Genomic DNA, 21,962 nt, shown 5'->3' with positions numbered 1-21,962 from the left:
GCCCCTATATGTGTTTGCTGTAAGTGCCTGACAGCTCGACGAGACTAGCGAAGCAGGCGTTCTCGCTCATGGGTTTAGGTTGGCCGCTGGTGCGGCCAAAAAAATCACTATTGTCTGTTGATTCCGAGAAGGCTCATATGTGTTATGCTGCATCAGCGATCTGCTCACAATGTTCGACTGCTTCGCCCGGGGTGCCATCTTCCAAGTGACGAAACAATGTGCCCGATGCGCGTTGTCCGCTGCCTTTTGTCCACCACTCCAACTTCTCACCAACATAACGCGCACCGCTTCCCGATACCGCGATTTTCATTTCTAAGACACGATTGTCGTATTCCACGACGGCTGTACTGTCCGTGGGATATGAAGCCTTGATCGTTTTCCCGCTTTTGCATTGGTATGTAAAAGAGGAGCTTGAATTGCTGGATTGCTCAGTGGGTTGGGTATCATCGGTCAATGATTGCGCGCACGCGGACAGGAAAAGAATGAAAACAATAGATAAATAACGCATGGTATCTCGAACCTCCTTGAATTGCGGCATAACGCTAAGCTAAACGGCACAAAAGGCTGTGGTAGAGTGAAACGAACCACGGTTTTTTGTGTCCGGCGCAGCCCCGCAGGTGCGGAGCGTATTTGAGCGCATTGTTATGTGCGCTATTTGATATAGTTCCTATTAATATAATCACACCATTGATCCGTATTCTTTGGCGGTACGTCCGGATTGCCGCGAATTCCGAGCTTAAACTCTACTACTGATCGCCATTCGCCAGAGCCCAAATCCGGCCCATGCCCTCTGCCGTCTCCAGTTGTCACTTGCTTTTCCACTTGCGAATACCAATCACTGGTACAAGTCTTTTTGTGAATGTCGCTGCTTAATGCACACCCAACAGTTGAGGTGAACAAAAAGATTAGAGCAGAAGATTTTAATATTTTACCCATTTATACGACCCTTGGATTAGCATATAACGAGGCTGTAGAAAAACCCGATTTCGAGTCGTTCCCAGCGCCTGGTTCTTAAAATTGTTTGCCGCGACTATCAACTGATTGATGATCCCACTTTCGATGTTCAGCGAGTCGTTTCGGGTCTTTGCCGCTTCCAGTGCCGGTATTACTTGCATCCAGGGACCATATTTCCCGCACTCTGATCCCTGTTTCATGCCGCCAACTGCCCGTAATTCGCCAGTTTCTCAATATTGTGTACCAGGCAGTATAGCTGCCACTGACCCTGCACTTTCTTTTTGCCACGCAAACTGAAACGGTTCAGGCCTTTGTTCGTGCCAATGTTGCCGAACACCGGTTCCACTACCGACATGCGGTGACTGTAGATTTCCTTGCCCTGCGGGCTGTCCACTCGGTGCTTCATCCAGTCGGTGTAGTTGGGCAGGCGCTTGTTCTCGATAGTGAAAGACACCTGCCTTCCCGAGCCCTTGCGGTGATTAGCAGAAGTGGGATTCTGCATGCACTGGTGTTTCTTCGGGCAGTGCCGGCATTGCAGCAAACGGCCTTCGAAGTGCACGCGGATTTTGCCATTCTCAGCTTCGCGTGTGCCCTGGTAGCTGATGGCGTTGCCCGCCGGGCAGATGCACGTCAGTTTGACCGGATCGAACTGGAATTCACTGGCCGGAATGGTGTTTTTCCGGCCAGTGACCGGTTGGTTCTGATGACGCTTGCCGTACTTGTCTTTCTGGTTCTGGAACTTCGGGTCGCGACTGCGGAATTTGTTGTCCGGCACGTAGCCGTTGATCTGCCGTTCGTGCAGGTACTTCATGTTGGCTTCGTTGGCGAAGCCGGTATCAGCGGTAACGATGGTACCTTGCTGATAAATGTTGTCGGCGATGCCCAGCTTCTTGAAGCGGGCTTCCACACTCTCCAATACCGGTTGCAGAGTGTGGTGTTCCTGGCCTTCGCCAAAGGCCTGGGCGTCGATGATGATCTGGTGCTTTTTATCCACCGTGGCCACGCCGTTATAGCCCTGGATCGTGCCCTTGCTGGTGGTCATCTTGGCGCTTTCGTTATCGGTGATGTTGCTCTTCACTTCCTTGTTCCGTTTCCCCCGGCCCATCCTTGGGCGGTTCGTCTTTAGGAAGCGGTCGACTTTCTTCGCGGCCTCATCCAGGGACAGGATGGTTTTTGCTCGTCGGATATCCCGGTCCAGTTCGGCCTCGGTTTCTGCCTCGTCCCGCTCATAATGGGCCTTGAGATGATGGCGAACCAGGCGTCGCAGCTTGGTGCGTTTCTCTTCCAGCTCCTTAAAGGTGCCGGACCATTCTTTGGCCGCATTCGACGACATCTTGCACCCGTCAATGGCGAAGAGTTCGTTGCCCAGCAGGCCCTGGTCATGGCAGACCAGCAGCACTTGCTCGAACAGCTCTTCGATCTCATTCGAGTGGCTGCTGACGAACTTGGCCAAGGTGGTGAAATGCGGAACCGTATCGCAGGACAGGGCCTTGAAGATGATGTTGGTCTCGCAACACCACTGCATTTCGCGGCTGGAGGTGATGCCCTTGGAGTAGGCAAACAGGATGATCTTCAGCAGGATCGCCGGATCGTAGGCCAGGCGGCCGGTGTCTTCGTTGCGGTACTTGGGATGAAACACCGACAGGTCCAGCTTGTGCTCGATCAGATAATGCACCGCGTGTTCAAAGGTGCCGGGCTGAAGCTGTTCCTGGTAGTTAATCACGACCATGGCGTCCTGGTCGTAGTTGTAGTGCTTAAAGCGGGGCATGCCGACCTTCCGTTGATCTGTTTTCTGCATCCTATCAAAGCCAAGCGCTGATTTTTGGGAGTTTTTCTACAGACTCAACGCCTGCAGCATGCGCGCCTGCGGAATGGAGCCGAAGGCGCAATGTAGTAGGCGTCGCCGTGCCTGCACTGGTTAAAACCTACCATCAGGAACCACCGGGTTTAGCCAACCGCACCGCAACGTTGTTGTGTTGCGATCCAGTTTCATTCTCATGCTGTGAGCCGAAAAGGTTGACCCACTGCCCCTGAACCAACAGCAACTCCCCGTTACCAGCACTGCTCCCATTGCTTGTAGTGTAATTGCCAGCATAGTTGAACTGAAATTGGTCGGACGAGCCCATGATTGGCTTGAGTTCATAACCTATGGACAACTCACTGGAAGAGGCAAAGCCTTTATCCTTGCTCGATACGCTAACCCTTAAAAATCCCGATTCCTCCAGAAAACTTGGCAATAAATCAGAGGGTAAGCTATCCGGTTTTGTGGCCTGACACTCACAATACCGAACCTCCAACACCAGCGGTTTATTGGCGAGATAGTCTTCAGGGGCCGAGTTTTCGGCAAGGGCAATGCTAGGGATCAAGGATAGGAAGAACAGATTAACCCCCAGAGTAATTTGTGATGCGATCCGTTGCATGTAACCTCCTGTATTTACGTTTTAACAGCAAAGCGAACATTCAGATGGTGCGATAACGCCTTGGCTTTGCGGTGCACCGAAGCGCCAGCGTTGCTGCGTCCGACAACAGCCACTGGTTATATGGCACGTAAACGATCCCGCCGAGCTACTCTGCGTGACTCCGCGTAAAGTCGTCAACTTCATCGTATACGGTCACGGAAATCCGCTGAGCTATCTCCCGCATTCCCTTCATCTCGGACGGATTATCCGCTACCCAGAAGGTCTTCCAGTTCTCTACTGAATCCCACTTTGCCACTGTCAGAATTTCAGTCGGATCTTCTGGGCTACGAAGCACAAAGCTTCCCAACGCTCCCGCCACAGTCTCATGTATGTGATTCGTGGTGCGGCTCCACACCTCTTGGAAGTTTGCGATGTCATCTTCCTTTACTTTCCAGCGGTAAATTACCCGAATCACCTTACCCCCTTCTCAAATAAGAGCAATTAGGCAGCGAGCTTTATCATTGCAGAAATTTGACTGCGTCACTATTACTGACTTTGAACCATCAATCACGCTGTACATGAATCCATAAAACAATAGCTTAGCCGAGCACGGACGTCTCTGCCATGTAATCATTCAGTGTCTGCAACTTGCTCTGCGAATCATACTAGTGTGGTGCGTCATTCTGTTTGGAACTCAATTTTCGATTTGCTCGCACCACCTTGCTCAGTATGTCGCTCGCCTTTGCCGTCCAGATAAAGGGCTTTGGTTCGTTATTGTGGCGACGGATGTAAGCTCCGATAGCGGCGGTAAGGTCAGCCACACTTCTGAAGACTCCTCGACGCAGACGGTCCTCCGTCAGATCACGAAAAATCGTTCAACCATATTGAGCCATGAGGCTGAGGTGGGCGTGAAATGTAGGTGGAACCTCGGGTGCTTATACAGCCGTTCCCGGACTGCGGGATGCTTGTGTGTCGCATAGTTATCGCAGATCAGGTGCAGCTCCTTGTCCTTCGGTGTCTCACGATTAATCTGGCGCAGGAACTTCAGCCACTCAATGTGGCGGTGCCTTTGCTGGCATTGCCCGATCACTGTCCCGTCCAACACATTGAGTGCGGCAAACAAAGTGGTTGTGCCATGACGTTTGTAATCATGAGTCATGGTTTGTGCTCGTCCCTTCTTCAGGGGGAGACCCGGCTGAGTCCGGTCCAACGCTTGTACCTGACTCTTTTCGTCACACGAGAGTACCAACGCATGCAGCCAGCCTGGTGCTGGATCAAGGTTACACCATTCCCCAGGCCAGAATGTCATTAGGTGTGACTGAGAGCGCCATTGTCCGTTGGCTTAATCAACTCGTCCGATGAGCAACACGTAGGCACCCTGTAGCGGGTGGCCGTAGCGGTAGTATTCATGTCGGTGTGTCTCAAGGTGTGTCATGAAGTGATCATGAAGTCGTCATACAACGGTATCGGACCTGTCATGTTTGCTCGCTAGAGTTGGGCTCCTGCCAGGTTGTTGGCTTGGTTACATATTAAGGAGTAAGTTATGACAGTCTGGCGCCGCCCCATGGTCCTGTTGGTCGCCATCCTGCTCAGTACACTGGTGCAGGCCAATCCCGATGTCATTTCCCGCGAGTACAAGCTGATGCTGGATGCCAGCCAGTTCACCTACCAGAACGAAGCGGTTTCGGTGGGACAGCTTCTGGCACTGGCCGAGACTGAAATCGAGTCGGCCATTGCCCGTGACGTCTCCGGCAGTGCCTCCCTGGACAAGCAGCGGGACGTGCGCTTCTTTGACGTTCAGGGTTCCTGCCAGCTCCGCCAAATGGGCTATTCCTTCCGCGATCGCGTGGAAAGTGGCCAGTCGGAAGTCACTCTCAAGTTCCGCAGTCGCGACCGCTATATTTCAGACTTTGAAGACGTATCGTCGTCTACCTCCGGTGCCGAGACCAAGCTGGAATCCGATATCGGAGCCACTTCCACCGAGCCGTTCAAGGTAGTGTACGGCCATTCCACCAAGGCCCCAAATTCACGGAACCTGAACGAAATAAAGGACATCAATCATCATTTTCCCGGCTTTGAGGATGATTACGGTCTACCGGATGACCAGCCCCTGTCACTGGTAGGCAACCTGGTGATCCGTGAACATGTCTACCGCGGAGTGGAGATCGACCTGGGCCAGCACGACGCCGAGATCAGCGTGACCCTCTGGTACCAAGGGGTGCCGTTGGGCGCCCAGTCGCCGCTGGTCGCCGAACTGTCATTCCGCTATGAGGACGGATCCGCCGATTACACACGCAAGGTGGTCAATCGGGCGGCCAAGTCTTTTGAGGCGCTCAAATCCCTGTCCCCGTGGGTTGCCCCCGATTCCCAGACCAAGACGGCCTTCGTCTACGGTTTTAATCCCGCATTCTGCAAGTGATACCTGGCCCGGGGGCCTGAGCGCCCTTTTGTAATCTTTACGCGATGAAGGAAATAGAGAATGAAGTCGATGAACAAACATAAACTGCTCCTGGCATCCCTGGTGGCGTCTTCCCTGCTGGTGGGTTGCAGCGACAGCGACGATAACACCAACAACGCTTCCGTATTTGACAGCTATCCGGCGGAAGGTGTGTTCCTGCCCTATAACGTGCTGAGGGATGACCTGATTGACGGCAAATCCCAGCAGCCGTTTGAAATTCGTAACGGCGGTTTCGGTTCGGCGATGACGGCCCACCCCTCGGATGCAAACCGTTTTTACGCCCTGACCGACCGGGGGCCCAATGCCACGTTCACGGGCGACCAGGGTAAAGGCAAGATATTCCCGACACCGGACTATACCCCCCGTATTGCGCTGTTCGAAGTCCAGGCGGACGGTATGATCGAGCAAGTTGATACGATCCTGCTGAAGCGCCCCGATGGGTCCCCGATTACCGGCCTGCCCAACAGTTCCGCCCTGGGTGGAACCGGTGAAACGCCGTACCACGCCGACGGCCAGCCCATACTTGAGGATGACGGCCAGCCCTACGATGAGACCACCAATCCGTTTGCGCTTGATGACTATGGCTTGGACGGGGAAGGTCTGGTGGCCCTGTCGGACGGCACCTTCTGGGTCAGCGATGAGTATGGCCCCCATATCGTTCATTTCGATGCCGAGGGCCGGGAGATCGGCCGTATTAACCCCTTCACCAACGATGACCGGGTTGACCTGACTCTGCCGGCCGAATTCGGCAACCGTCGCGCCAACCGGGGGATGGAAGGTCTGGCCGTTACGCCGGATGAGAAAACCCTGGTGGGCATCATGCAGTCCACCATGTATAACCCCGGCAGTGCCGTGAAGGACCTGGACATTACCCGCATCGTGACCGTCAACCTGGAGTCCGGCGACATCGGGCAGTACCTCTACCGCCAGGAAAAGACCCAGAATTCGAACTCCGAGATTGTCGCCCTGAGCGCCACTCAGTTTCTGGTGATCGAGCGCGATGGCAGCTTTCTCTATGGCGGCCCCAATGGTGCTGAAGCAGCAGCGCCGGATGCGCAAAAGCAGGTCTACCGCATTGATCTTGCCTCCGGAACCAATCTGGAAACCATTGCAGCCAGTGGCGACGTTGAACAGGATGCGGAGCTCGGCCTGACATTGTCTGGGAAAACCCTGGAGGAGGTCGTTCTGGAACAGGGTTGGAGTGCCCTGGCCAGCGCCGGGATCGCGCCGGTCAGCAAGTCCCTTGTGGTAGATATGGTCGCCGAAGTAGACTACCCGCACGATAAGATGGAAGGCTTGTGGGTGATTGACGACCAGCACCTGGGGGTGCTGAATGACGATGACTTCGCCACCTGGGCCACCAGTGGTGAACTGGAGCAGAAGATGCTGGACCCCAATACCGTAGATGGTAATCGACTGTTCATTGTCGAGGCCGACCTGAGCACCGACTGACCCGCACCGATGTATCCGTCGCCCGGAAGCCGGGCGGCGCCCCTATCCAAGAAGCCTGAACGGCCAGGACCTGGTCACTGCACAGGTCCCTCTGTTGGCATGTTGCAAGGGAGCTGTAGGATAATAATAAAGTTGGTAACAAATCATCTTTTGAAGCGTTACTTTTTGGTACCACGCAATCGTTAGAAATAAATAAAGTTGGTAACTTTTGAGGCGATCGCCGAGAATAAAGCCCACATCCATCACAATATAGTTGGTAACTTATTGTGGCAAGCTCGCAGTAAAAGATTCAGGCTTCCCAAAATGAGGTTCGAAAAGGGTACAAAGGTCGCATAGCGAACATTCGCGTCGGACAGTAACGCGAAAACCAAGCGGCGCGTCTCACGTCTCTAGATTCCGTGATTGGTTATAAGCCATTGCCTGATAAATGTCGGACACCGGCTCCATTCGGATTACGGAATCTTCGACTTCGACATTCAACAGAGCTTCTTCACATAGATTTTTCACTATCTCTTTAAACCAACGATCTGCACGTGGTGAAACAACCACTTTTTGGATCATTTTTCCTAGATTGACTTTGAGTAAAAGACCCGATTTCTCGTTTTTCGGCGACGTCGATAAATCTATCCCAGAATTCCAAGCCACAACTCTAGTCTCACGTTCAAAAGCATATGGCTTTGATTTGGCTAGGAATGGATCTAGAGGGCTGGCAGAGAAACTATCGTTGATGTGACAAATATAATTTACTTGCTTAATTTCGAGCCTGTCACATGAGCTATCCAGAGCTATGGCGGCTTTTAATTGTTCATCAGTTGAAAAGATACACACTGAGTTTTTGTCACGACCGTATAGCTGCCACATCGCCGAGCACTCATGCTCTGAGTGATGCCAGCAACTAACATATATCCATTCTCTGCAGGCCGGAAATAATCGCTCTGCATCATCGCGAGGATAAGATCCAAACGGAGTTGAAAATTGCCTATCCATAATTTCGCTTTGAGCTGATTTTGAGCTCTCAAGCCGACAGTCTCGCTCATCAGCAGGTTCGGCGGCCCTAGGCCATATATCAGTCATGGCCAAATCAATGAGCGCAGGGGCATTCGATGTCTTGAAGAAATCGTCAACCGTCAACCCACCTTCTAATGCGTCCTCAAAGGCCGACATTTTTGAGAGATAGAGTGACCTTGTCTGAACAAGGCCTAAAAACCTGGGAAGGTCCATATACCTTTGAATAATCATAGATATCCTTCTTTGGCTTCGTTACCACAGGAATCTTATAAAACGCTTTGCTCACCGGGAAATTAGAAGCGCAGAAAGTAATTTTTCCGAGTGCAGCAACTTGCTAGAAAACCTAGAATGCATCGGGCTTGATAAACTCCAAACCAGTGATTTCTGAAGCTACTCCATAAACGAACTGATTCGGTGCACTCTTAATGAATTCTGACAACAACCAGTTATGGTTAACCTTGAAATGGCCGCCAAATAAAATTGGATCATATCGGCTAAGTTCGCTTAAGCGATGCATCGCAGCGAAAATAAGAACTAGCTGCGAATTCATAATTTTATCATGGCCCTTTACTGATTTTTTTAAATACCACCTATTCCCAGAAGCATATATTGGTACAATTCGCCGCCTTATTTGCTTGTGATAAATTTCGAAATTCCTGAGGCTGTCCTCTATGTCTCGGCCTGACCATTTAAAACGCCTCTTTCTTCGAATTTCATAGGTGCCATTGTTCTCGAAAAGCTCGAAGCCAGGCCTGACATTATCTTTAGTGTGAGAACTTATATAACGCTTATCAATTTCGGATTGAAACCAAGCCTCTTTTGATCCGTCTTTCCGCATAAAGCGCGTTTTAACTAATGGGATAAACAACTCCGTAGATCCCTTATATGTAAGACAAAAAGCCCTATGTATAAATGGTATTTGCCAAAAAAGATCCTTCAACGTGAAATCTTTACCTGCGTTATCCGGCTCGCCAAGGAATTTGCACAGCGCTGGCAGAATTCCGCCACCTTGAAAATCTACAACCTCGTTATCCAGCGCCCGCCTGTTCCCCTTTGTTCGCCCTCCGACACCATGGTTCTCTTTGAAGTTCTGGCCCGACGCGGTCAGAAGCGCCTTGGCAGCGTTCAGAAAACAATAATATGATGTTAGAGGCGAGGACATATCAGGGAGCGATTTCGTTGCGTCATAGAAGTACCTCGCTTGCTCCCAATAAAATGAAGCCTCGTCTTTATGCTCTCTCTTCAGCCAAAGCGAAACAAAATCCCATGGGTCATTGCATAGAACTCGGGGAGCCCTAAAGTTCGGGTCAACTAGGGCGCCGTGTAGATTTACTGATTTGCCAGCTATTTTTAATCTATGGTTTGGCATATTTTCCTTAAACAGAACGGAATCATCAGACCTTTTTAACAGCTATTAGGCAGTGCGCTTTATCATGGCAGGAATTTGACCGCGTCATTACTACTGATTTTGAACCATCAATGCCTCTGCACAAAAATTGATAAAACGAAAGCTTACCCGAGCATGGCCATCTTTGCCATGTAATCATCCAGCGTCTGCAATTTGCTCCGTCAATCTTACTAGATGAAATCGCGGTGATTAGCTTGGAGGCTCTGGAGGAAAGCCCAGATTCGAACGTCCGCTTTTGTTTAAACAGCGGGAACAAGCGCCACCACATCCCGTAAGCAACGGTCAAAACCGACCTTTCTATATTGCCCAAGAAACTGACAGTGTTCCAAAGCTGAAGTTGTCTTTATGGCGCTCGTCTTCGCTGGTCGAGGCACGCAATGTGACCGCGGCCAGCAGGTGATCCCACTGCCAGGTAGCGCCCAGACCAAGCCGACCAATCAGCGGCCCTTCGTCAAAACGATAAGCCCCGGCATTGTCGTCGATGTAGGAATAGCCTACATACTCCACACCCAGCCCCACATACACGGACCAGCTACTGCCCCAATCCTTGAACGAGCCCGGCAAAGCGATGGTTGAGGAGGTACCAGCGTAGTCCGGCACAAAATTTATAGGAAGGTGTCTGCCAAGCTGCCAGACCAACCCAGTTTTAGCGGAGGTTCGAAAACTCGACAGTAGTCCGGATCCGATCACCGACACACGCTGTTCAATGTTGCCGCCCTGCCCGAGTTGCAGGAGTTTTCGGCCATGCGCAGCCTGAATGCCACCCACCACATCGGTTCCAAGCTGATTACCCCACCCTTGCGACTTGTCGCTTCCCGTGGCTTTGTGCACCCATTTCTGAACCGACTCGGCACCGCTTTCGGGCCCAATAACACCAATGTGAGCACCAAAGCCGGTAATCGTATCGGCGTTCCAGCTCCATAGTGTGCCGCTGAGCGACAGGTGGCCGGCATAGGGAATGTCGTCGAACTGCGGACCTTCAACCGTAATATCTTCAGGCGTAACCATCAATTGCCGCAAACTCAGGCTTACCGCCTGCTTTGAATCGGCAGTCCCAATACCTGGCAGAAAGTGCAGCTCATCACGCAGAACCCGGGCAAATCTTGCCGGCTTTCCATCGTTCTCGTCAGCAGTGTCCGTCAGATACGACAAGCGTACCCCGTTTGTATAGCCACGATCGGTTCCGGTAAGCAGGTCGTTATCCCAGGACAGGTTAACAACCTCTGCCTTCAGGCTGGTTGGGAAAACACTCATAGCGAAAGACAGCAGGAAAGCACATTCGCAGCGACGACTCAAATCCAGTCTCTCCGGTTGAAACTAAAAGTAATGAGCAGGCCTAATGTCGGGTCAGACCTGTTACAACGGCCACTCAATCCAGATGTGCAGACTAAGTGGCTTTCCTCCGTTTTTCGAGTTCCTCCCATCGACGCGGTCAGCTCCTCCGGATTAACGTGCCGCCGGACTGAGATAAGAACACCCGATTACTTGGAAAAGTCCAGCGTAGTCAATCGACCGACAGATACCGGCTCTTTAGCTGTCGGTAGTCTGAATTACTACACTTTATTCCAATCTCCCCGAGTGTCAGCTCTGTGATTAGCCGAATCATCCCCCGTTATTCGCGATAAACTCTGGTGCGGCCAAGCCTTGACTGTTAACGAGTGCCGATGGGTGATACTCTCGCGCAACATATAGCTTTCTACAGGCGGGCTCTCGGACTTCCCGCTGGACTGCTGTCCGATTCTGGACAATCAAAACCAGACACTTTTTTTGAGCTTGAAGTTCGCATAGTAAACTGTAAAGCTAGAAATTAAGCAGCTGGGGCAGTGGTCATTCTGTCCAGGTAGAGCCATCTCAAACCTGACAAATGCGTGCCAAAACTTGGGATAAAACGTGTAACTAGCGGTGTTAACAGAACTTTTTTGAACTTCCGCCCAGCCTGCAAGTTACTGACGAACAACGATTTAGACCCACCGACCTCACTCCAAACCGACCCCAATCGGCGCCCTCCGGAGGCAGAGGTCAGAGGTTCGAATCCTCTCAGAGGATTCCTGGGTCTGGCCCCAGAAAACGTAGACGAGGGCAACAGACACCATGGCAACCGTAACAATGGGGAACTTCATTAACGCTTTCCGTTTATGCGGCGACAACGCCGGGTGATAGACATGCAGGCAGCCTACCCCAAGCGGCTTCGTCATGCATCACCCAAGGTTACGCACAGAATCTGTGGATAACTTTGTGCGTAGCGCAAGGATAGCCGGCCTGAGCCCAGTAGAACCGGGGGTTCAAGCAATATGGCCGCAAAATGAACGGGGTATAATTTATCCACCGAAGAGTAGCTTCCCTCCAGACGCCAATGCCCTATACTGCGACATATCCCATGCTCTCGAATCCATCCACCGAAGACTCCACCCAGAGTAGCCTAGCCTGGAGGTACGGTCTTGAAAAACAAACCTGAAGAACTGGCCACCGACAGCTCGGTCTACAAAACCCTGCTGGAGTCTACCAGGGCCATACCCTGGAAGATCGACTGGAAAACCATGAAGTTCGCCTATATCGGCCCCCAGATCGAGGCGCTACTGGGCTGGACACCGGAAAGCTGGCAGAGCGTGGAAGATTGGGCCACCCGCATGCACCCGGATGACCAGGGCTGGGTCGTGGATTTCTGTGTCGCTCAATCCAAGTCCGGCATCGATCACGAAGCTGACTATCGGGCACTGCACAAAGATGGTCACTACGTCTGGATTCGGGATGTGGTGCATGTTTCCCGCGATGAGAATGGAGAGGTCGAAGCGTTGATCGGTTTCATGTTCGACATCAGCGAGCGCAAGAAAACCGAAGAAAAAGTCGTGGCCTTGCAAAAAAAGCTCGAGGAATATTCATTCCAGGACGGCCTCACCGGCGTAGCGAATCGCCGAATGTTTGATTCATTCATGGACGAGGCCTGGCATAGTGCCCTGAGAAATCATCAACCTCTCTCGGTGCTGCTTTTGGATATCGATAACTTCAAGCAATACAACGATCTTCATGGTCACTTGCAAGGGGATGAGTGCCTTAAACGTATAGCCAAAGTGCTCATGGGTGCTGCAACGCGTTCTAAGGACTTTGTTGCCCGTTTTGGTGGCGAGGAGTTTGTCATCGTTCTGCCGGAAACCAATCCTGCGGCAGCACTGAAAGTTGCCGAGCGGTGCCACCAACATCTCCTGCGAGAACAGATTGCCCATGGGAACAATAGCGCAAGCCAGCTGGTCACGCTAAGCATCGGCGTCGGCACAATCACTCCAGCGAGAAATGATTCACTCACTGACTTTCTGGAGCTTGTGGATCAGCGCCTGTACGAGGCGAAACACCAAGGCAGGAACCGCATCGTGGCAGCCTGAATCCACCACTCCACCGAAAAAGTCATGTAAGCCATGACGACACAACGTATTTTCCGACAGGGAATCGTTACAAAAAAATCCCGGTTCAACGTTTACAAATTCCAAGTCCAACACAACACTTGCCACTGAAGTCGTCAACCAGCAGCTGTAATCTGGTTGTTTGTTTGTACGGAAAGCCATGCATCCACGGTCGCCTTGCTTCGATATCTGGCCGTATGCTGAGGAACTGAACGACAAGGTTGTCTTGCCGCAGGGAAACGTCCAGCGGCACCGGTTGTATTGTCTGCATCGCCCGCCCGACAGGGGGCCCACCAGGATGCACAATCAACCGAAAGGACACATCATGCCCAATCAACTGTGGTTAAGGATTGAACCCGAAAAGGCCATCAACAGCGCAGACGCTGAATCGCTTCAGGTCCGTGTCAGCTACGAGATCTCGATCCAGACCGAAGACAAGCAGAATGATAGTCATCCTGCCAGCGACATTATCAGACTCGATCGCCATGCCAGTGCAGAAAGCAAACTCGAACCCGTCCTCCTGAGCAAGCCCATCCACGCGCGACTGGAAAGCCGACAGGGCCAGGAGCTGGCAGACCTGGGCGAGATTGATACCGGGCCCGGCAAGAAGGGGGAGCCCGTCACCCTCGTCATTCCTGCAGAGTCCCTGAAGCATGCCCTTGAGCGCAACAACCCGGAGCAGCAACCGGTGCTGGAACGATCCGGCCGTTTTGTCACGCTTGGCCAGGTCGACCGCAGGTTCGATGACTATTCACTGAGTGTCGATCTGATCGATACCGAGGCAAAATATCAGGCGATTTCCAGTCTGCTGGCACAAAACGCTGACAACGGCACCAACGCCCGTTCAGCCGAAGTAGCTCTGGATACCCACACGGCTGGCCATCTCGGGGCATTGTCACTGACAGGCGCAGATCTCAAATTCGATGGCAGTTTTCATATAAAGCGTCCCTTCAACGTCGGCACCGAAGCCAATGGCTGGATCTGGGTGTTGAACGGGCCAAAGTTGATTGTCGGTTACCAGTCCGACGGCTCCGTTTATACCCCTTTGCGGGACCTCCGCATTATGCTGCCCTGGCAAGATCCGGTGAGCGATGGCCAGGAGCACGGTAAGGGTTCGTGCTGCAATAATGGTCATCCGCCCCTGAACATGGACGAAGACAGCCTGCTGAACGATCCGGACCTGTTCAGCGACGACCCCGGCTCATTTTGTCGGCCTTTCAGCAACCCGGCCCGCATTCTGGGCGAACGCCGTTTCCAGACCGTCTTCCGGGTGGAGCAGCCTGAGATCGAATCCACCTCTAACACCAAACCGGATTACCGGGGACTGATCGCCCCCAGGGATGCCAATGAGTTCCGAATGATGTCCACCGCCATGGTGGCCAGCGAACAACCGGACAGTGAGGCCGCCAGCGTTACCCGGACCAGGTTCGCCATTGACACTGCCAGTCTGCAGCGTTTCCTGCCCAAAAACCCCGGCGTATTCATGCCGCCCATTAAAGCCATTGATTTCCTGCCACTGCCCAAACTCCCCTGGCTGAACAAGCGGCAACCTGTGAGCGCCCGAAACCCCATCGACTGGGACGGCGACACCACCAAATATCAGGCTCTTTCCGTGGCGGGTGGCCACATCATGGAATGGCGAGTGCAGTGGCGATCCAACGGCTATTCCCTGGGCGATGTGGCGCATACCCTTACCCTGGCACCACGGCAAACCCGCCGGATTGTGAAACTGGATTGGCGACGCCGCGAAGCGAGCATCCGGCGCGAGACCAGCCAGTTTGCGGAAGAGGTTGCCCAAAGCACGTTCAGCGACCGGGATTACCACAACGCCGTTCGCTCCAACCTGAACGAATGGAGCAAGGGCGGCAGCAGTTCCAAAACCACCGGTGTGGCAGGTGGCATCGGATTTGCGCTCGGCCCGGTGGTGATTGGTGGTGGTGCTGCCCATGGCCGGGCCAGTTCCAGCAGCTGGCAACAGGGTGGCCGCAGCGTGTCGGCAGCAGAGGAACAAAGCCTGAGAGACGCCATCCGCCAGTTCGGTGACTCGTTGCGCCAATACGAATCCACAGTGGTGAACGAAGTCAGCCAGGACGAATCGATTGAAGGCGTTTCCGAGGTGGTTCGCAACCCCAACTACTGCCACTCCCTGACCGTCATCTACCATGAGATTCTTCGACATATCCGCGTAGACACTGTGCTCGCCGGCGTGCGCGAATGCCTGTTTGTGCCCTTCGCGATTCGGCCTTTTACCTTTTCCCGTGTGATTCGCTGGCGCGATGTGTTCGAGCGTTACCTGCAAAAACGCGACCTGCGCTGGGCACTGAAATACACCGAGGACATCCAGAACCATTGGCAGGGATCCGATGTTCCAGCCGGCCCCCGCAAGGCCCAACCCCTGGAAAGCCTGACAGGAACCATTTACATCAAACTGGGCATTGAGCGCCCGCGAGACGAGGTGGTATCGGATCAGATCGACGACCAGCTAAGCGCAGAAGGTGCCGTCGGCGAGAAAATCACCACGCGGGTGTGGCAGGCCTACGCCAACATCCTTCCCATACCGGTAGGCCAGATTGTGGCCCGCATCCGTGGCTTCTCTGCCTCCCAGCGGGATGCCTATTTTCAGCGGGAAATCGCACCGGCGATGGCACGGCGATGGGTTGACCGACTGCGCCTGGACAGCCAGAACGGCGAACTCGAAGGCACCGATTTCACCCTGGTGGGCGAATACCGGTTCAACCGCACGGTGCGAGTTGATTTCAACGTGCCATCGGAGGCCCTGGCCGGGAACAAACGGGAGGATATCGCCAAGCTGATTCTTTCCGCCACCGAGCACCTACCCAAAGGTTCCGTGGCAAATGTGACCAGTGCGAACATTCATTTTCACACCAGCCATTACGAGCGGCGTATCAGCTCACCACGGGGTACGGATGACCTGATCTCCCCTCCCGCCTGGGATGACAACGAAACCGATCGCCCGGCCCCGAGCGAGAGCGCCACGCTGTCTTTCCGGCCGTCTAACTGGGAAGAGCAAAATATGCGGCTGGAAGCCGAGAAAGCGAACCGCAAGTTACTGGAACACATTAACGACAACCTGCACTACTACCATAAGGTGATCTGGTGGACCATGGACAGGGACGAGCTGTACATGCTCCTGGACGGCTTCGCCATATCCCCCAGCGACGGTCGCTCGATCGCCTCCGTGGTTGAACGTGAACCCATTGCCATCATGGGCAACACACTGGTGTTCAAGGTAGCCGCTGGCGCGTTCCTGGGCATCAACGGCCATGAAAGCTATGAAGATGCCTTCCGCTATTACAAGGGTGAAGGCGCGCCGGCCATGCCCATGCGAATCAGCCTGCCCACCGATGGCCTTTACGCGCAGGCCATCATGGACGAATGCAACGCCTGTGAAGAGCATGAAGGCTCAACCGACTGGGTGCTGAAAGATGAAGACCCGGCCCTGGCCGACTTCCCCGGCAACTTCTTTGATTCTCGCCGTAGCCAACCGCAAGACATGACCCCCACCAACATGCCAGATTCCATCATTAACCTGCAGAATGCACCTGCCGCACCAGCCCCTCAGGGCTTTGGCGACATTCTGGGAGCCGTGGAAAACAGCAACGCCTTCCGCGACATGGCTGGCCTTGAGGGCACCCAGAAGAACGCTTTGGGTGCGCTGAATTCGGCGGCCAACCTGGCCGGTCAGTTCGGCGGCTTTGCATTACAGACCCGACTGGCGGAACTACAGGCAGAAAAGGATGCAGGCGCAAACTTTGACAAGAAACGCGCCGCCATAGACCGCGCCGTTGAAAAGGGATCCATGTCAAAACAGGATGGCGAAGCGGCCTTGCGCAAACAGGCAGAGCAAATGGGGCAGAAAGCCGCCGATGGCGTCTCTGACCGCGCCAAATCCATCGTTGAGCAATTCGGTAAAGATCGGGATGTGTCTGTCACCGAGCAAGACGCTGGCGGCATTCGCACGGTGAGTGTGGGCAAGGGTTTGCAGCTCGCATCGTTCCGGCCAGATGCTGACGTTGAAGCCCTCGAACGGTCTCTGGCGAACCAAAAGATTATTGAGCGCTATAACCGCGGCACCGCCTGGAAACGGGACATCGTTGCCAACGCGGAAGCGGAGGAAACCGCCTGGACCAACGACGACGGAACCAAGAAGCAAGAAGGTACTGAATTGGCGAAGCTCCAGGATTACTTCGGAGCCATTGGCCAGTGGGCCGTGGATCAGTTCGCGGAGGACTCGCGAGACAATGAAGCCGCCTGGAGTGCCGCGTTTATTTCCTACGTCGTCAAGAACGCCGGGGTAACGCCCAGCCATGGGTTCAGTCCCAGCATCCGGCACATGACCTACATTGTTGAGGCACTGGTGAACCGAAAGAACCGGGATCTGGACAGGCCGTTCTGGCTTTACAAAGCAGAAGACCTGTCACCTCAGGTCGGCGACATCCTCTGCAAGCCCTGGAACGAGACCCCTTGCGCCAATCTCACATTGGCCGGGCTGGAGAGCCAGTTCATCGAAAAGAAAGCCAGCGGCGAATACGCCATCAAAGGAACGCCAACCGGGCATTCCCACACCGATGTAGTCGTCCGGCGTTTCTCTGATGACGGGACCGATTACATCGAAACCCTTGGTGGCAACACCCGTGATCTGTCTGGCGTAGCTCACACCGTTGGCCGCCGACGTTGGCGCCTCAATGCAAATGGCCGGGTAGACGCATGCGTCGATCGCAATAACGAGGTAATCGAAGACTGCCCTCCATTTGCGTTCATCCGGATTGTCCACCCGACAACGCAGCAACTGCTCGACGCAGCCGCCGATGAGGGAGGAGTCAGTGTCTAATTCCGTGTAACACCGGGATACGCCTTCCTCGCCTCTGGCCGCCGGAGGCTTGCGAAGGCGTCAATCTCCCACGGCCGCATGGCCATCAGCAAGCTGACTCCGAAACGCTGTTCTAATGGCAGGGCCAGGTCTTCCTCATGGCAATGACGAAACTCAAGGGCCAGGCGTTTCAGTTTCTGTTGCACGGATTCGTTCGATTGGGGCGACAGCATACCGCTTACAAAAAGCCGCATCTCACCCGGCTGGTGGAATCGACATTTCAGGAAATCCTGCTGAACTTCCGTTTCAAAAAAACGCTGGATTGGCCCCCGGGGTTGCCAGGCGAAGTCGTGGCTGACCAGTAATTTGATTCGGTTACCGGGCAACAACTCCACCAGTCCCATGCGATCAAGCCGTGCCAGATAGCGGATTAACTCCGGCTCCTCTATCCGATAATTCTGGAGTATCTCGCCAAACTGCCAACGGTTCATGGTGCACACCGCCACCAGCAACAGACGCAGGTCAGACACCAGCTCCCGTTCCTGTTCTTCGCTCAGTTGTTCAACCCTGGGCTCGGGGGCCAGCTTGCGAACCAGATCGGTGATCTCCATCCCCATCAGCCCACATACCTGGTCCAGGCGCTTCAAGGAGAACTGACGATCTGAAAATAACCGTTTCACACTGGCTTCTGACAACGCCAGCGCCTGTGCCACATCCTGGTAGGTCAGCCCGTGTGCCCTGAGCTGACGTTTCAATTCACCGACAATCGCGCTGGTTTGCGCCATAACCGCCCCCTTTCTTACCAGCCATTCAGCCAAACGTATCAATATACGATACCCGATGTATAGGACAGCACTACCTTTATAGAAAACCTCGCCCACCCTCCCTGGTTCACGCACAGTGGAGCCGTTCCAACAACAACGTCATCAGGAGTCAATCATGGACAGCGAACTCAAAAGCAATTCCGCCGGGTGGGTATTCTTTGTGAAGGTTTCCTTTGCTATCGCGCTTTTTGCGGCCGCCGCCGGCGTGGTGTTGGCACCGGTGGATCTGGTGCTCAAAGGCTACATGGCCATCAGCGCCCTGTTTCTGGTTAGCACCACCATCACGCTTTCAAAAACCATCCGCGACGAACACGAGCACCAGCGCATCGTCAACCGCATATCCGAGGCACGCACCCATCAACTGCTGAAAGAATACGGGGAGTAACACCATGAGCATCTGGCGCAAACTGGACACCCTGTTCCGGGCATCGGCCCAGGAGCCGGTAGCAAAACTGGTGGATGCCAACGGTATCCGGATATTCGAACAGGAGCTGCGCGATGCAGAACAGGCCATCGCCCGCTCCAAGCGGGAACTCGCCTGCCTGATGGCGGAAAAAACCCGGCTGGCCAGGGACAACGAACACCTGAGGGCCACCATCGACAAACGGGAGCATCAGGTAACCGAAGCGCTGGAGAAGAATGAGGAAGAGCTGGCGCTGGAATTGGCCAACCTGATCGCCGAAGATGAGCCACTTCTTGAGCGCCAGCAACAGCAGCACGACAAGCTGCAGCAGCAGGAAAACCGGTTGCGCAAACAGCTGCGGGACTCTGGCCGGGCGCTCAAGCATTTCCACAGTGAACTCCGGCTGGCCAGGGCCAACCGCCACGCAGAGCAGATTAACCGCCAACTCCGCGGGCACGCCCGGGGGCTGAGCAGTCATATGGAAGACCTCAATCAATCCGTTTCCCGCATTCAGGCAAGACAGGCCGAAGCGGAGGATATCGAGGCGGCGTTGACAGAGCTGGACCGGGAACAGGAGGACGAAACCCTGGACTCGAAACTGAAAGCCGCCGGCATCAGCAACGGAAAGAGTAGTGGCGAACAGGTTCTTGCCAGGATTCGTTCGCGGTCATCCGCAGACCGCAGCAAATAGCGAACATCACGCAAGCTGGGAGCAGCTATAAGCAAGAGTCTATTACCTCTGCTTATAGCTGCCCCCCAAGAGAGACTCGAGGCCACTGCTTTGCACGCCAGAAGACCCTTCGCAGAACGCACGGATTAAAACTGGGAAACCCCGAAGAAGGCTGCTATTTTCATAGATAATCGCCTGCTTCCCGGCCAATGGCTTATTCGTGGGCAACTCCCGGAGCCTGGAAATGAAACGATACCTGACCATGCTGCTGGTATCGCTGTTTACATGGATTGAGACAGTCACCGCAGATGATACACAACACCTGAGCATAGCGGTTGGTGACTGGCCGCCGTATTTTGATCAGGAGGCACCCGATCAGGGGATTGTCGCCCAATTGCTGCGAGATGTGTTTGCCGAGGAAGGCTTTACGGTCTCCTACCACTTCCTCCCCTGGAAGCGAGCTTACTATGAAGCCGCAATGGGCAAACACGATGCCACGGCGGTATGGATGCATGCGGAGGAACGTGAGCAGGAATTCACCTTCAGCGACCCGGTCCTCAAAGAACGCTTCGTGGTTTTTCACCTGAAAGACCAGCCGGTCAGTTGGTCTTCGGTGGAGGACCTGTCTGACCTCAGACTCCGTGGCAGCATTGGCTACAGTTACGGTTCGGCTTTCGACCAAGCGATAGAGGATGATCTGCTTAGCATTGAATGGGTCGCCAGTACCGTGCTGAATTTCCGCAGGCTCCTGTTCGACCGCATCGATGCGTTCCCCGAAGAGATCAACGTGGGCTATCACATTTTGCTTGCGTCGTGAACTTGACCCGGAGGAAGCCAGCCGCATTACCCACCACCCCCGCCCTCTTCTCGAGAACGAAAGTTTCGTGTTGTTTCCAAAAACACGACCAGACACCGTGCAACTGGCAGAACGTTTCAACGATAGACTGCAGGCGTTCCGCGACAGCGGCCGGTATGACCATTACTTCAAGAATCCCCAGTACAGCCTGCAGCCGCGACAAGGGCAATAACCCGCTCAGAACCGGCTCCTCCCCCGCAGCAACACCTGTAAAGCATCAATGCTGTCATCCCCATCCAGGGGAAACGCCAGATCAAAGTGCAACATTCTCTGTACTTCAACTCTGCTGGATGCCAACCTCAAGCCAACCCCAACATCCCTCAACACACCACCGTCCGGCCCGTTACTCTGACCGTCAGCAAACCAGGCGCGGCCAGCATCAACGAACACCACCCCGCCCATCCGAAACAACTTGAAAGGATGCCAGTCGGGGAAGTACCGGCGTTCGAGTGTCCACAAAACCCTTCGGTCCCCTTGCTGGTATTCACTGGGATAGCCACGAAGCCCGTTTTCACCTCCTATCAACAGTTGTTGGTCGGCGGTCAGGTTACGAGCAGCGGTAAAGGCAAGACTCGTGTACCAGCCGGTCCAACGAACGGACCCACCGTGAAAGTACTCCAGGCTGAGGGTGCCAAGGAGGTTTTCGACGCGGTCTTGATCAAGCCGATACGTGCCACTCTGCTCCAGACCATAACTGGCGTAGTTGGTTTCCGTCGCCAGCAACGAGTCCTGAAAACTCATGTTCAGAACAACCCGATCTTCAGTGGCCCCCAACCCGGTGCCTGAATAGCCAAGTTCCGTACGCCACACAAAGCCATCACGGACGTCTTCAACCCGCTGTAAACGAGTCAGGTTGGTCATCTCACGAAAACGGTTCTGGCGGTAATCAAAACCAATCCATGGATAGCTCAGGGTTCGATCATCCGGCAACACATCCAGGGCAGGCTGATCAGGTAACGACTGAAATCCGAACGCCTCGTAGCGATACCCCGCCAGCAGGCGGAGCTGCCGCTCGTTGCGCTCAGCCAGGCGCCATCCGCCATCAACACTGAAATACTCCCGGCTACGGCGGTAATCGGCAATGGCTTCTGCCCCCACGTAGCGGGATTCCTCCCGGACATCATCCACCCCAGCCAGGCCAAAGCGCCAGTTGGTGCGGAGTAAGCGCCAAAGAATCAGCACCTACACCCAAGCTCTCCAATTGCACACACTGATCTCCTCACTTATTCCATGAGGACTCAGCATGACCGCAACCGAAAAAGTGCACTTCTGGCAACAACAGATTACCGATTGGGAAGCGACGG

At 54.0% G+C, this 21,962-nt stretch carries 17 protein-coding genes and 1 pseudogene; 8 read left to right on the top strand and 10 right to left on the bottom strand.

From position 1 onward, the window contains the following. Nucleotides 1–142 precede the first annotated feature (142 nt). From ENI00_RS14065 to ENI00_RS14045, 5 genes and pseudogenes are all read right to left on the bottom strand, one after another. Entirely contained in the window at nt 143–508 is a 366-nt protein-coding gene (locus ENI00_RS14065; protein ID WP_232903288.1) for an MliC family protein, read from the bottom strand. 642 nt (nt 509–1,150) lie between these two features. Further along, nucleotides 1,151–2,722, bottom strand: coding sequence for an IS1182 family transposase (locus ENI00_RS14060; protein ID WP_106762525.1), 1,572 nt, complete (start codon nt 2,720–2,722; stop codon nt 1,151–1,153). A 163-nt stretch (nt 2,723–2,885) separates the two neighbouring features. Continuing rightward, nucleotides 2,886–3,374: a hypothetical protein gene (locus tag ENI00_RS14055; RefSeq protein WP_232903289.1), complete on the bottom strand. Its 489-nt coding sequence runs from the start codon at nt 3,372–3,374 to the stop codon at nt 2,886–2,888. Between the two features lie 145 nt (nt 3,375–3,519). Further along, complete coding sequence (locus tag ENI00_RS14050) at nt 3,520–3,828, bottom strand: antibiotic biosynthesis monooxygenase family protein (RefSeq protein ID WP_153740075.1); 309 nt, start codon at nt 3,826–3,828, stop codon at nt 3,520–3,522. A gap of 190 nt (nt 3,829–4,018) precedes the next feature. Next, a pseudogene (locus ENI00_RS14045) lies at nt 4,019–4,608 on the bottom strand (IS630 family transposase); the annotation flags it as partial. Between the two features lie 288 nt (nt 4,609–4,896). Between ENI00_RS14045 and ENI00_RS14040 the strand changes: the two are divergent. Both ENI00_RS14040 and ENI00_RS14035 read left to right on the top strand, forming a co-directional pair. After that, a complete protein-coding gene (locus tag ENI00_RS14040) occupies nt 4,897–5,772 on the top strand; it encodes a hypothetical protein (RefSeq protein WP_304103676.1) in 876 nt (291 codons plus the stop codon). A gap of 60 nt (nt 5,773–5,832) precedes the next feature. After that, nucleotides 5,833–7,263 (top strand): esterase-like activity of phytase family protein, encoded by a 1,431-nt coding sequence (locus tag ENI00_RS14035; protein WP_289124111.1) that lies wholly within the window; start codon nt 5,833–5,835, stop codon nt 7,261–7,263. A 381-nt stretch (nt 7,264–7,644) separates the two neighbouring features. Here the strand turns inward: ENI00_RS14035 and ENI00_RS14030 are convergent, their stop codons facing one another. From ENI00_RS14030 to ENI00_RS14020, 3 genes are all read right to left on the bottom strand, one after another. After that, a complete protein-coding gene (locus ENI00_RS14030; RefSeq protein ID WP_289124110.1) occupies nt 7,645–8,502 on the bottom strand; it encodes a hypothetical protein in 858 nt (285 codons plus the stop codon). A 112-nt stretch (nt 8,503–8,614) separates the two neighbouring features. Then, on the bottom strand, nt 8,615–9,640 hold the full coding sequence (locus tag ENI00_RS14025) for a YaaC family protein (protein WP_289124108.1): 1,026 nt from the start codon (nt 9,638–9,640) through the stop codon (nt 8,615–8,617). A 336-nt stretch (nt 9,641–9,976) separates the two neighbouring features. After that, on the bottom strand, nt 9,977–10,975 hold the full coding sequence (locus tag ENI00_RS14020) for a lipid A deacylase LpxR family protein (protein ID WP_304103669.1): 999 nt from the start codon (nt 10,973–10,975) through the stop codon (nt 9,977–9,979). 1,142 nt (nt 10,976–12,117) lie between these two features. Here ENI00_RS14020 and ENI00_RS14015 point away from each other — a divergent pair. Together ENI00_RS14015 and ENI00_RS14010 are read left to right on the top strand one after the other, a co-directional pair. Next, nucleotides 12,118–13,056: a sensor domain-containing diguanylate cyclase gene (locus ENI00_RS14015; protein ID WP_072678517.1), complete on the top strand. Its 939-nt coding sequence runs from the start codon at nt 12,118–12,120 to the stop codon at nt 13,054–13,056. 343 nt (nt 13,057–13,399) lie between these two features. After that, nucleotides 13,400–17,926 carry a DUF2272 domain-containing protein gene (locus ENI00_RS14010; protein WP_304103666.1) on the top strand — a complete coding sequence of 1,509 codons (4,527 nt, stop codon included), beginning with the start codon at nt 13,400–13,402 and terminating at the stop codon, nt 17,924–17,926. Here the strand turns inward: ENI00_RS14010 and ENI00_RS14005 are convergent. Beyond that, nucleotides 17,923–18,690, bottom strand: a complete 768-nt coding sequence (locus ENI00_RS14005) for a helix-turn-helix domain-containing protein (RefSeq protein WP_304103663.1) — start codon at nt 18,688–18,690, stop codon at nt 17,923–17,925. The two genes, ENI00_RS14010 and ENI00_RS14005, sit on opposite strands and share 4 nt — an antisense overlap. Nucleotides 18,691–18,844: 154 nt before the next feature. Here ENI00_RS14005 and ENI00_RS14000 point away from each other — a divergent pair, with 154 nt between their 5' ends. From ENI00_RS14000 to ENI00_RS13985, 4 genes are all read left to right on the top strand, one after another. Beyond that, nucleotides 18,845–19,114: a YiaA/YiaB family inner membrane protein gene (locus tag ENI00_RS14000; protein WP_058092198.1), complete on the top strand. Its 270-nt coding sequence runs from the start codon at nt 18,845–18,847 to the stop codon at nt 19,112–19,114. Between the two features lie 4 nt (nt 19,115–19,118). Then, nucleotides 19,119–19,823: a PspA/IM30 family protein gene (locus ENI00_RS13995; protein ID WP_247059365.1), complete on the top strand. Its 705-nt coding sequence runs from the start codon at nt 19,119–19,121 to the stop codon at nt 19,821–19,823. Between the two features lie 223 nt (nt 19,824–20,046). Beyond that, the gene (locus tag ENI00_RS13990) at nt 20,047–20,619 is read left to right on the top strand and encodes a substrate-binding periplasmic protein (protein ID WP_304103648.1); all 573 of its coding nucleotides are present in this window, start codon (nt 20,047–20,049) and stop codon (nt 20,617–20,619) included. 67 nt (nt 20,620–20,686) lie between these two features. Further along, a complete protein-coding gene (locus ENI00_RS13985) occupies nt 20,687–20,830 on the top strand; it encodes a hypothetical protein (protein ID WP_304103645.1) in 144 nt (47 codons plus the stop codon). Between the two features lie 5 nt (nt 20,831–20,835). Here ENI00_RS13985 and ENI00_RS13980 read toward each other — a convergent pair whose 3' ends face one another. Beyond that, nucleotides 20,836–21,840 carry a BamA/TamA family outer membrane protein gene (locus ENI00_RS13980; RefSeq protein WP_304103642.1) on the bottom strand — a complete coding sequence of 335 codons (1,005 nt, stop codon included), beginning with the start codon at nt 21,838–21,840 and terminating at the stop codon, nt 20,836–20,838. Nucleotides 21,841–21,962: the final 122 nt, after the last annotated feature.

This window comes from Marinobacter antarcticus, assembly GCF_011049865.1.
In the GTDB taxonomy this organism is placed as follows: domain Bacteria; phylum Pseudomonadota; class Gammaproteobacteria; order Pseudomonadales; family Oleiphilaceae; genus Marinobacter; species Marinobacter antarcticus_A.
Note: the sequence above shows the minus strand (reverse complement) of the source record. Positions and strands in the feature narration are given on the sequence as shown.